The organism is Petrotoga sp. DB-2 (assembly GCF_054051725.1).
In genome coordinates this window covers 62372-74499 of record NZ_JBSVZD010000003.1, presented here as the reverse complement: position 1 = coordinate 74499, position 12128 = coordinate 62372, and the positions used below count along the sequence as shown (strand labels likewise).

General features: G+C 33.6%; 12 protein-coding genes. 9 read left to right on the top strand and 3 right to left on the bottom strand.

The genetic code is table 11. The features are described from left to right. Positions 1-52 precede the first annotated feature (52 nt). From ACW9JY_RS02150 to ACW9JY_RS02140, 3 genes are read right to left on the bottom strand one after another with little or no spacing between them, the layout of a single operon-like run. On the bottom strand, positions 53-520 hold the full coding sequence (locus tag ACW9JY_RS02150) for a 23S rRNA (pseudouridine(1915)-N(3))-methyltransferase RlmH (protein WP_103079522.1): 468 nt from the start codon (positions 518-520) through the stop codon (positions 53-55). Continuing rightward, positions 517-1437 (bottom strand): hypothetical protein, encoded by a 921-nt coding sequence (locus tag ACW9JY_RS02145; protein WP_457283200.1) that lies wholly within the window; start codon positions 1435-1437, stop codon positions 517-519. The genes ACW9JY_RS02150 and ACW9JY_RS02145 overlap by 4 nt, the downstream gene beginning before the upstream one ends. Before the next feature lie 3 nt (positions 1438-1440). After that, complete coding sequence (locus ACW9JY_RS02140) at positions 1441-2544, bottom strand: FtsW/RodA/SpoVE family cell cycle protein (RefSeq protein ID WP_457283199.1); 1104 nt, start codon at positions 2542-2544, stop codon at positions 1441-1443. Positions 2545-2798: 254 nt separating this feature from the next. On the opposite strand from ACW9JY_RS02140, the gene ACW9JY_RS02135 reads away from it, so the two are divergent. The 9 genes from ACW9JY_RS02135 to ACW9JY_RS02095 all read left to right on the top strand — a co-directional run bounded on the left by ACW9JY_RS02135 (position 2799) and on the right by ACW9JY_RS02095 (position 12113). Further along, positions 2799-3533: a biotin--[acetyl-CoA-carboxylase] ligase gene (locus tag ACW9JY_RS02135; RefSeq protein WP_457283198.1), complete on the top strand. Its 735-nt coding sequence runs from the start codon at positions 2799-2801 to the stop codon at positions 3531-3533. A 176-nt stretch (positions 3534-3709) separates the two neighbouring features. Then, positions 3710-4222 carry a hypoxanthine phosphoribosyltransferase gene (gene hpt, locus ACW9JY_RS02130; RefSeq protein ID WP_457283197.1) on the top strand — a complete coding sequence of 171 codons (513 nt, stop codon included), beginning with the start codon at positions 3710-3712 and terminating at the stop codon, positions 4220-4222. 15 nt (positions 4223-4237) lie between these two features. Next, complete coding sequence (locus ACW9JY_RS02125; RefSeq protein ID WP_457283196.1) at positions 4238-5065, top strand: purine-nucleoside phosphorylase; 828 nt, start codon at positions 4238-4240, stop codon at positions 5063-5065. Between the two features lie 11 nt (positions 5066-5076). Then, complete coding sequence (locus ACW9JY_RS02120) at positions 5077-6099, top strand: lytic transglycosylase domain-containing protein (RefSeq protein ID WP_457283195.1); 1023 nt, start codon at positions 5077-5079, stop codon at positions 6097-6099. 26 nt (positions 6100-6125) lie between these two features. Next, on the top strand, positions 6126-7676 hold the full coding sequence (gene fliF, locus ACW9JY_RS02115) for a flagellar basal-body MS-ring/collar protein FliF (protein ID WP_103077134.1): 1551 nt from the start codon (positions 6126-6128) through the stop codon (positions 7674-7676). 22 nt (positions 7677-7698) lie between these two features. Beyond that, positions 7699-8715, top strand: coding sequence for a flagellar motor switch protein FliG (gene fliG / locus ACW9JY_RS02110; RefSeq protein ID WP_103077135.1), 1017 nt, complete (start codon positions 7699-7701; stop codon positions 8713-8715). After that, positions 8708-9406, top strand: a complete 699-nt coding sequence (locus ACW9JY_RS02105) for a hypothetical protein (protein WP_457283194.1) — start codon at positions 8708-8710, stop codon at positions 9404-9406. The genes fliG and ACW9JY_RS02105 overlap by 8 nt, the downstream gene beginning before the upstream one ends. Continuing rightward, positions 9393-10721 (top strand): FliI/YscN family ATPase, encoded by a 1329-nt coding sequence (locus ACW9JY_RS02100; RefSeq protein ID WP_457283193.1) that lies wholly within the window; start codon positions 9393-9395, stop codon positions 10719-10721. Before ACW9JY_RS02105 ends, ACW9JY_RS02100 begins: the two co-directional genes overlap by 14 nt. A 30-nt stretch (positions 10722-10751) precedes the next feature. Beyond that, the gene (locus ACW9JY_RS02095) at positions 10752-12113 is read left to right on the top strand and encodes a carbohydrate ABC transporter permease (RefSeq protein WP_457283192.1); all 1362 of its coding nucleotides are present in this window, start codon (positions 10752-10754) and stop codon (positions 12111-12113) included. Positions 12114-12128 lie beyond the last annotated feature (15 nt).

Below are 12128 nucleotides of genomic sequence, written 5' to 3'. Positions count from 1 at the left end.
GATACCGTACCTTCCTCCCTTCCTGTGATAAAAATACCGTAACTTTTTTATTTTAATAATGATAAGTTTCATTGTGCAATATCTTGTTAACTCTAAACAATTGCTCTAAAAGAATCAAAACCGCAAATTCGTGGGTAAAAGTCAATTTAGATAACGATAAAATATAATCCGCTTTATTGTAAATTTTATCAGAATGACCCAGAGGACCACCGACAATAAAGTTTATGTGTTTCCCTTGCGATCTGCTTTTTGTGCGGTCATAAAATTCCGAAAATTTTATAGAATCCATTTGTTCTCCTCTTTCATCCAATAAAACGTTGAAAGAATCCGGGAAATATTTTTCAAACTTTTTGAAATCTTTATCTTTGTAAATCGAAGGTGGTGTCTTGTTTAAATCACCAGATAAAGGAAGTTGTATTAGTTCAATTTTTTCAAACTTCTTTATCCATTTTAAATATTGTTTGACTCCATCTATTATATAGGAACTTTTTAAAGGTCCTACGACTATGATTCTAGTCATTTTTCTTCATTTGAAATATATTTTGTTTTGGTGATCTGTGATTCGGTTAACAATTTTTCTTCTATTGTAAATAATTCTCCGTCCAAATTACCTATTAAGTTTTTAAAAGATTGTAAAAACAATTTTCCCGTTAAAGGAGATGGGAGAGATACTTTTTCTATTTCGCTTCCAAAATGTTCTATTATTGTTTTAACTTTACTGTAAAGCAAATAGAGAGATACATCCCCTTCTTTTGCATTTAAAGTGAGACTGAATTTACCGTTTTGTTTTCTTTCTAAAAATACACTGGCAGGTAAACTCAAGCTTATTTCTTGCTTTATTTGTTCTGCAAGCCACCTGTCTAAGGTGTTAATATGAAATTCCAAAGATATTAGAAAATCTCTAACCCCTATAATAGTTGCTCCAGCAGTGGGATGCGGGTGATTCGGACCAAAATCTGGTTCCCATTCAGGAAAAGACATTTTTTTAGTTAAGAATTCAAATTCACCTTTTCGCAAGGTGTTAATATTTCTACGGTATTCGTTTTTGGCGGATTTTTCGTATAGATATATAGGCAATTCAAAACTTTCAGAGATTTTTTTTGCTAATCTTTTTACAAGATTATCCGCCTCATCAAAGGTCGTTGATATTAATGGAACAATTGGGATAACATCTACAGCACCTATTCTTGGATGATACCCACTATGGTTTCTGAGATCTATATTCTCCACACATATTTTAACCATTTCGAATAAGAAAGTCTCTATTTCGTTTAATTCACCTACAACACTGATGAAGCTTCTGTTGAAGTATTCATCGCTTTTACAAGAAATAAACCAAATCTTATCAAAATTCTCAGAAAGGTCTTTGATTCGGTTGATTAATTCTTTATTTTTCCCTTCACTGATGTTTGGTAGAGTTTCTACGATTTTCATCATTGTTCACCTCGTAATGTTTTTTTCTATCATTAAACCTTTTGTTGCAATCCCTAATATTATAGAAAAAGTAACAAAAGAAGAACCACCATTTGATATCAGAGGCAGAGGAATGCCTGTAACTGGTAACATACCTAGATTCATTCCAATATTTTGAAAAATATGGAAAAAGAACAAAAATGCGGATCCAACATAAAAATACTTCCAAAATAGGTCATCGCTTTTTTTGTATCCTTCGTATAGTCTCCAAAGTATTGCCGAATAAAGTATTAGAATAAAACTTACCCCCATAAATCCCAACTCTTCTCCGATAACGGAAAATATAAAATCCGTATGACTTTCAGGTACGAATCCACTCAAATTCATGTATCCATTCATGTATCCTTCCCCTAACAAACCACCAGAACCTATAGCTTTTATCGCTTGGGCGGTGTTATAATAATAACTTAGTGAGTAGGTTTGAGGAAAGAGAAATCCTATTATTCTCCCTTTTTGGTATTCTTGAAGATTGTAAAAAATTATTGGACTACCGATCAAAGCTAATCCTAAAGAATACTGCCATAATTTTTCGAACCTTCCTGAAACAAAAACTAGAACAAACCATGTAAATAATACGATAATCGAAGTGCTAAAATCCGGTTCTTTGTATATTAACCCTGCGGATAAAAAAATCATTATTGATGCAAAATAAAACTTTTTATTATCGTTTTGAGAAAGAACATAACTAAGATATAATAACAATACCAGCTTAAATATTTCAGATGGTTGAAAACCTACAGGACCCAGCCTTATCCATCTTTTAGCCCCACTAACTGGTGTGGTGAACAGTACCAAAACCAAGGCAAGAATTACTAAATAAAATAGAATAGGGGTATATTTCTTAATAAACCTTTCTGGGATGAAGATGCTGATGGCAAAAAAAGAGATCCCTATAATAATCCACATCAATTGTTGATTTTCTATTCCCTCTAGAGGGCTATTGATTACAGCGCTTTTAACGGATAAAAATCCTACAATTGCCAACATCACGTAAGCGATAACGAGGATAATCTCTATTTTTTTTATGCGTTCTTTTCTTTCACCTATTAAATTTGTAATAAAAGAATTCACTAAAAATATCTCCCTTTACAAATTTCGATAAGAGTTTGCCTTTTATCAACAATATATTATATCATATTGATATACAAAAGATTAAACAACGCGTTTCTAAAGATAGAGAATGGGTGGTGAGCGGAGTAGAGCTTACTCCTTTTTCCTTATGGGTGGGGAACGAATTAGATCTTACTACTTTTTCCTTATGGGTGGGCTGCGGGGCGAAGGGGCGCTATCTAAAGAGTTTTTAAGAGGAGGAAAAGTCTGCTAAAATGATAGGTGATAATTTGATTCTTTTGGATAAAGTAGATTCAACAAACAACTACATTAAAAAACACTGGCGTGAACTGCCATCAGAAACTGTTGTTTGGGCTTTAGAACAAACAGAAAGTTACGGAAGGAAAAACAGTAGGTGGTATTCTCCGCTGGGAGGTTTATGGTTTTCGGTGTTATTCAAACCCCGTAAAAGACCTTTGATCCCATATTATTATTTGAGAATGTACTCTTTGGTAATTTATAATGTCTTGAAAAAAAAATACAAGTTGAACCCTATCATTAAATGGCCTAACGATATTTTGATAAATTCTAAAAAGGTGTGCGGGATTTTAGGAGAGAGTGTTTATAATGGTGGTACACCAAGTTGCGTTATAGTGGGAGTAGGAATAAACGTCAACAATGAATTGCCTGAAAAAATCTCCAATAACTCAATTGCTTTAAAAGATGTGGTTGGGAAAGAAATTCCATTGAGAAAACTTTTGAATGAATTGAACCATGTTGCTTACCATTCATATTATCTAAAATACTTCAAACCCAAAGCAATTTCAGCTATCACAAAAATGTGGTTGAATCATTTGAATGTGAAAGTAGGAGATAAGGTCCAAGTATCAACTGAAAATAACGGAAGTATTTATGGTATAGTAAACGATATCCAGTCAGATTATTTGGAAATAATAGACGATAACGGGGAGTTAAGAAAAATAAACTCTGGCGAATTAATTGTGATATAATCTTTAAATAAGAGAGTAATTGATTGCTAGATATGATACAATATGTTTGTTGAGCTTAGATCAATAAAACAACTTATAATATTTTAGAAAACAATTCTATTTGGGAAATAAGTTTTGATTTTTAAAAGAATAACAATACAAATAGTAATTTTTTTATTTCTATTGGGAGGTATATAATGAGTCTAAAAGTGCTTATTTCAGAAGAAGAAATACAACAAAAGGTTGAAAATTTGGCTAAGCAAATAGATGATTATTATAAAAATATAACGGATGAAATTGTCGCCGTATGCGTCTTAAAAGGATCCGTCAATTTCTTTAGTGATTTGGTAAAAAAGATACAGTTGAACGTTAATTATAATTTCATACAGGTATCGAGTTATTCAGGGGATATAACCACCGGAAAGGTTAAGGTAAAAAGTTGGTTGGATGAGCCTCTTGAAAATAAACATGTTTTAATAGTTGAAGACATTGTAGATACTGGAAATACGTTAAAATATATAGTAAAATATTTAGAAAGGCAAAATCCCTCCTCTTTAGAAATTACGTCAATTGTTTTAAAAACAATTCATGAACATGGAATTCAAGTAAGATTTCCTGGATTTGAAATAGGAGATAAATTTATAGTGGGGTATGGATTGGATTACGACGAAAAATATAGAAATTTACCATACATTGGATATATAGAATAAGGAGGCTAACATTATATGGATATTGAACAATACGTATCAAAAGTGAGAGAAGCAGCTCAATATATTCAAGAAAAGACTAATAAAAAACCTAGAATAGCGCTCATTTTGGGGTCTGGATTAGGGAAAATTTCACAAAATTTAGAAGATGCACTTTCAATCCCTTATTCTGATATTCCTAACTTCCCACGCTCTACCGCCCCCGGCCATAAAGGTGAATTGATGATAGGAAGTTTGAAGGGTAAAGATACATTACTTATGAATGGGAGATTTCATTACTACGAAGGGTACACTATGAAAGAGGTTACCTTTCCAATTCGCGTAATGCAAGAATTAGGTATTGAAACTCTCATAATAACTAACGCAGCGGGAACATTGAACCCTGATTTTGAAGTGGGTGTACCGTGTATAATTACCGATCATATCAACTTTTTTGGTGACAATCCATTGATCGGACCAAATTTCGATGATTGGGGTCCTAGATTCCCCGATATGACGGAAGTTTACTCGAAATCTTTGGTGCAAGAAACTTTTAAATCCGCTAAAAAACTTAATATTAAAGTATATTCTGGTGTTTATTTAGGTTTAAGTGGTCCCACATTTGAGACACCAGCTGAAATGGCTATGATGAGAAATTTTGGTGCTGATTTGGTAGGGATGTCTACAGTACCAGAAGCTATAGTTGCAAAACATGCTGGTATGGAGATTTTAGGTATCACCGCTATAACCGATAAAGCTGTTCCTGAACAATTAAAAGAAGTTAGTGCAGAAGAAGTTTTGAAGATTGCAGAAAAAACAGGCGAAAGTATAGCGGATATCATAATGGACCTAATAGATATCTTATAGAAGGTGTTTTTTTGAAAGCTCTTGTTTCGTTGGCAATTTTTATATTTCTGCCAAGTTTGTTTTTTTCTTATTATGAAGTTTATGATTACTTGTTCATGAAACCAAACACTTATTTTGAATACAATTCAAATTCCTCCGGAGAATTTGGAATGGAGTTTTATACTATTAATAAATATCCGATAATGGATTCTAATAAATTGTTAGAAAGTGTTTGGTCCCAACCGCGAACTTTGATAGGTGGCCAAATGGTTGTGGAATCGTCTAATTACACTCATGCTATTTCGTCTTCTAAAGCGATGGGACTACTTCAATTAAAAAATCCAACGGGAGTGGATTTACATGTTTATAATTTATTTGATCCATATGACAATCTAAAGGGGGCCTTAGAATATCATGGTTATCTTCGGCGCCTTTTTGATGACGAAAGGTTGCAGATTATAGCATACCATGATGGACCTACCGCTGTTATGGCAGGGAAAGTGTCTCCTGGTGGTGAAGCATACTACGAGAAGGTAAAAAATGCTCAACTAAATTATTCTAACACAAAAATATATTCCCCTTATTTCGTAGGAGGCAAAGTGTCTTATTACTCAGAAGATAAAGTAGATAAAATAGCTACAGAATTTAAAGCCGGACTTGCATATAGAAAATTTGAAATATACGGAAATTTTGGTTTAGTACTTCCTTTAGAAGAAATTCAAGAAATAGATTCCATAGACATCCAAACAAATTATGGCTATACCTTTTTCTACGTACCTAGAACGAATTTTGGCTTTGGCATAAAAGGCAAAACAGTTCCAGAAGATATTGTTTTGCGCGTTGGTTTACCGTGGCAAAACTTTATTCTTAAAGGGCCTGAAAATCCTGAATTAATTTACAAGCACGAATTAACAGATAGTTGGACCTCAAAAATATTAATTAATGCTGATACTTTACTGCTCTCCAGTTATTTTTCAATTTATAACTTAGATCTTTTTGTTGGATACGAAATTTATCAAACTTCTATAAATCTAGGTTTTAGATTAGCCTTTTAAAAAATGCCTCAGAAAGGGATGTCCCTATGGAAAAGTATATGCAACAAATAAGAGACTGGTGGAAAAATCTAGATAATAGAAAGAAACGAAACTATATAGTTTTGTTAATTTCTGTCGTTGCGTTTATAATATTCTTTTCAATATTGCTTTCAAGAAAGAATTATGAGTTTTTTATTGGAGGTTTGGATCAGGCAAATGCGGGTAATATTGTAACAACGTTGGAAGAAATGGGTATAGACTACAAAGTAGATGATTATGGTAATATTTACGTTGCAAATCAGAATGTATCAGAGTTGAGAATGAAATTAGCCAGTGAAGGTTCATTGGGTTACAATCTTCAAGGTTATGAACTTCTTCAAAATCAAGGCTTTGGAGCTACCAGCTACGATAAGCAGGTTAACTATCAGATTGCTTTGGAAGGCGAGTTATCTAGGAGTATAGCTTCTATGGAACCGGTACAAAGTGCCCGCGTTCATTTGGTTATTCCTCCAAGAACTTACTACCAAGTTGGTGAAAGCCCAAAACCTTCTGCGTCTGTTTTGTTAGTACTAAATCCTGGGGCGAGTGTAACTCCAAACCAAATTAAAGGGATAATTAATTTAGTAGCTGGAGCTGTAGCCGGGTTGCAACCAGAGAACATAAAAGTAGTAGATAATTTTTCTAACGATTTGAGCGCTCAGGTTGCCTTGGGAGAAGATATCAATAGTGCGGATACTAAATTTCAGCTGAAAGCCGAGATAGAAAAGTATTATAAAGAAAAAGTAGAAAGCGGTTTACAATCAGTCTTTGGTTTAGGAAATGTTGTTGTTGTTCCTGAGATAGAATTAAATTGGCAAAAAATAGAAGAAGAACAAAGAAAGATCGAACCGGTTGTGGATGAAAATGGAATAATTTTAAGCCAACAGACTAAGACTGAACAAAGCAGTTCTTCTCCTTCTTCTGGTGGGGTGCCTGGTGTTGATTCCAACATTCCACCGTATACTTATCAAACGCCTACAAGTACGGGGAATTATTACAGCAGCTCAGATGTGATAACCAACTACGATGTAAATGAGATTTATAAAAGGACAATTGAAGATAAAAACGGAGAAATATCCACTAAAAGCATAACGATCTTTATCGATTTTCAAAATAGTAAAGTCGGCGATACTCAGGAGTTGATATCTCAAATTAAAACAGCCGTTGCCACAGCTGTTGGTGCACCTGAAAATAATATCTCTTTAGTTGATATACAGTTCAATAGGGATTTGGAAGCAATGAGAGCAGATATTGAACATCAATTACAACTCAGAAGACAAAGAATCACTAATATTGTAATCGCTATAATTGTGATCGCATTCATTATGATGCTTATCATCCTAATTGCCAGGGCTCGTAGAGTTAGAAAGACATCACAACTTGTCGAAGAAAGAAAGCGCCAGTTAGAATCCAGAGTTGAAGAAGCGATGAAAGAAAGAGGGGTAGAGGTTGAAGAAGTTTCACCTGAACAAGAGAAATTTAGAGAGATTGCTACTTTGGTGGAAAATAATCCAGATGAGGTGGCAGATATCATTAAATCTTGGCTTAAAACTCGTTAAATGTTAAAAGGAGTTGCTTTAAATGGCTGAAAAGAGTAAAGAATTAGATGGTTTAAAAAAATCCGCCATATTATTGGTACTGTTGGGGCCCGAACGGGCAAGTAAAATATTAAAAAAGTTGGACGAAGAAGAAGTAGAACAGTTAACTTTAGAAATAGCAAATTTGGAAAAAATCGATGAAAAAACAAAAAAGGCAGTTATGGACGAATTTGGAGAATACATAAAGGCAAAAGATTACATCAACAGTGGTGGTGTCGAATATGCAAGAAATCTTCTAGAAAAAACTTTTGGTCCAGAAAAAGCCATTGATATAATAGACAGATTGGTTTCGAACTTACAGGTAAAACCTTTTGAATTTCTAAGAAAAGTGGATGTGTCACAGATGGTTAATGTGTTACAAAATGAACATCCACAAACGGTTGCGTTGATTTTATGTTATCTTCCACCTCAAGCCGCTTCTCAAGTCATTTCTGAACTACCCGAATCTTTACAACTAGACGTAATAAAAAGAATTTCAACTATGGATTCTGCCAACCCAGATATTGTAAAAGAGATAGAAAGTAGGTTAAAGGATCGTCTCTCAGCCTTCACCGTTCAAACTTTTTCTCAGGTTGGTGGGATAGATATTACCGCAGAAATAATGAATAACATCGATAGAGCGATCAGCAATAAAATATTTGAAAAGCTTTCAGAAAGAGATCCCAAACTGTCGGATGAAATTAGAAGAAGAATGTTTGTTTTTGAAGATATCGTCAAATTGGACGACAGATCTATACAAAGAATACTTCGTGAAGTCGATAGCAAGGATTTAACAATTGCATTAAAAGGCTCTAGTGAAGAAGTTAAAAATACCATCTTTAAAAATATGTCTAAAAGGGCTTCACAGATTATAAAAGAAGAATTGGATTTCATGGGGCCTGTTAGAGTTAGGGATGTAGATGAAGCGCAGCAAAGAATTATCAACGTAATCAGAAAACTTGAAGAGTCTGGTGAGATAATTATAGCTGGTGGCGGGGCAGGTGAAGAATTGATTGAATAAAAGAATTGTAAATAATAAATTTGTTGTTTTAGATAAAACCTTCGAATTATCTGTGGAAGAAATAGAGCAAACACAATATGAAGAAAGTAAAAAAGAAAAAGATAAATTAAAAGATCAGATCGAGGCAGATGCTCAAAAAGAAGCTAAAAAGATAATTGAAAACGCTGAAATTACTAGCCAAAAAATAATTGAAAACGCAGAATTAGAAGCCCGAAAATTAAAAGAAGAGCAAAGTAAATATATTGAAGAGAAGAAGAAGGTCCTCGAAGAAGAACTCAAAAAGGTTAGAGCTCAGATTCAAAGGATATCAAAAGAGTATGATATTTATATCAAAGAGTTGTCACAGCAGAGTTTGATTTTCTGTGAAAACACTATAAAGGCTATCGTCGAAAGATATCTTAAAGAAAAGATTAACTTCCCTCAGTGGGTGGAAATTATTTTTCAAAATTTTGAAAAGAAGCTTTCCTCGTTGAAAGATTCCAAAATTAAAATAAGTCCTTCTTTCAATAAAGAATACGCGAATTTAATAAGAGACAGGTTTTCTGACTTTTTTTATATAGTTGAAGACCCTTCTTTAAAAGATAATCAAATAGTTCTGGAAACAGATCAAGGAATTTTCGATCTGACTCCTCAAACATTTTTTGAAGACATTTTGAACATGTTGGAGGAAGCTATAAATGCAAATAAATGATTTTTCTTCTTCTTTATCTTATTTTACTGATAAATTACAAAACAGACCTCTATTTGAGCTTGATGGTAAAATTAGTAGGATAATAGGTGTTACTATTGAATCAATCGGCCCCAGTGTTGCTTTAGGGGATCTATGTAGAATAAAATTGAAAGATGGCTCAAAGATTTTTGCAGAGACCGTAGGTTTTTCCGACAATAAAGTGTTGTTGATGCCATTAGAAGATGTCAGTGGTATCTATGTGGGGGCGCCGGTAGAAAGAGTAGATAGTAAAATCAACGTGAAAATTAGTTCAGAACTTTTAGGACACGTGTTGGATGGTTTAGGAAGGCCTATGGATGGTTCCAAAATAAAGAGTTACGAGAGTAAAAGCATATATAGCCCCGCGCCTAACCCTCTTTTAAGAAACAGGATTAAAGAACCTTTATCTGTAGGAGTAAGGGCAATTGATGCTTTTTTAACCCTTGGTAAAGGTCAAAGAATTGGAATAATGGCAGGAAGTGGCGTAGGAAAAAGTACCTTACTGGGAATGATAGCCAGGAATACCGAAGCAGATATTAACGTTATTGGGTTGATAGGAGAAAGAGGAAGAGAAGTTAAAGATTTTATTGAAAAAGATCTTGGGGAGGATGGACTAAAAAAATCCGTTTTGATAGTTTCAACTTCAGATTCACCTGCTTTACTCAGAGTCAAAGCTCTTTACACAGCCACCACTATCGCAGAGTATTTTAGAGATTTAGGTTACAATGTTTTATTGATGGTGGATTCAATCACTAGATGGGCTATGGCTCAAAGAGAAATAGGCCTTTCCATTGGTGAACCACCAACCACCAGAGGATACACACCAAGCGTCTTTGCAAATATGCCAAAAATTTTAGAAAGAGCTGGAAACTCACAAAAAGGAAGTATGACTGCGATCTATACGGTATTGGTTGAAGCCGATGATATGAACGATCCAATTGGAGACGCTGTAAGGAGTATAGTTGATGGTCATATTGTTCTTTCAAGAAGCCTCGCAGATTCTTCTCATTATCCCCCAATAGATATTCTTTCCAGTGTAAGCAGGTTGATGAAAGAAGTAGTAGATGAAAAACACCTAAAAGCAGCAATGTTTATTAGAGATATTTACGCAAGTTATATAAATTCCAAGGATTTAATAGAAGTTGGTGCGTATAAGAAGGGGAGTAATAAAAAAGTAGATATCGCGTTGGAAGAAATTGAAAATATAAATAATTTTTTAACGCAGAGAATAGAAGAAAAAGCCCCATTCGAACAAACGTTGAAAAAGTTATTCGAAATATACCAAAGGTACAACTAGATTTAACTAAACAGCGGGAGGCAGAAAATATTGTTAAAAGCTGAATACGCCATCATCTTTTATGTTTTATTGATCGTCTTTTCCTTGCTTTTAGTCAGAATGTTATCGAAAAAATATTTAAAACCTGTTAAATACAGGAAAGTTAAAGAAAGTATTTCAGCTTATTTGTATCTACTACCTTCTTTTGTAGTTCTGGGGATATTTGTTTTTTGGCCTATTTTTTATTCCTTCTATCTGAGTTTTTTCAAGTGGGATTTCCAAAATCAAGATAATCCAATATTCATTGGATTTCAGAATTATATAGAACTATTTAAATTAAATCAACCTGTGAATATAACATTCAACGAAGCATTCTTCAATACACTTCTAATCTTTATGACCGCTATTTTTATCATACATTTAATCTTTGACCTAAAAAAGATAAAAAACCCTCGTCAAAAATACTTAATTATTTCTATGAGTATATTAGGAATACTTGCTTTGCTAACTATTAATTCGATACAGTACCTTAATGTAGTGAGCGCTTTAATTCTTGTTGTAGTTTACACAATTTTATTATCTTTGCACTTTATCGATCAAATGTCCAATAAAATTTTTCTTCGAATAATCACGTTCATCGGATTGTGGATAGCTTTTTACTCCTTGGGAGTGCCTGAAATTATTAAGTTTTTGAGCTTAGCAAAGGAACAGTCGTTATTCATAAAAGCGATATGGAATACCACTTATTATGTTCTACTTTCCACGCCTATAACTATTCTTTTTGCCTTGTTAATAGCTTTATTGTTGAATAGAAAATTATATGGCAAGACTTTTTTTAGAACGGTTTATTTTATTCCTTTTGTTACAAGTGTAGTGGCAATTTCTCTAGTGTGGCAATGGATATTCAATGACAATGGTTTATTAAATTATATTTTAACTCAAATAGGTTTTTCAAAGATTCCATGGCTTAAAGATCAGAAGTTTACGATTCCTACCGTCGCCATAATCTCTATTTGGAAAATGGTAGGATATTATGCAATAATCTTTTTGGCAGGTCTGCAAAATATTGATAAAACTTACTATGAAGCAGCTGAAGTTGATGGAGCCACACCTTTTCAAAAATTTCAGTTTATAACCTTACCCTTATTATCTCCTACAACTTTTTTTATAATTATAGTTGCGATGATCGGGGCATTTAAAGTCTTCGATGAGATTTTTATCCTCTATGTAGGTATGCCTGGACCTTACAACAACAGTGGGATGACAATGGTTTACTACGTGTATGATATGTTTTACGTTCAACAAAGGATGGGAAGAGCTAGTGCTGCTGCTTACGTACTTTTTGGGATTATTCTATTGTTTACAATCCTTCAGATGAGAAGTAGCAGAAGTAGAATACATTACGAATCTTAAAGGAGGAAATTATAC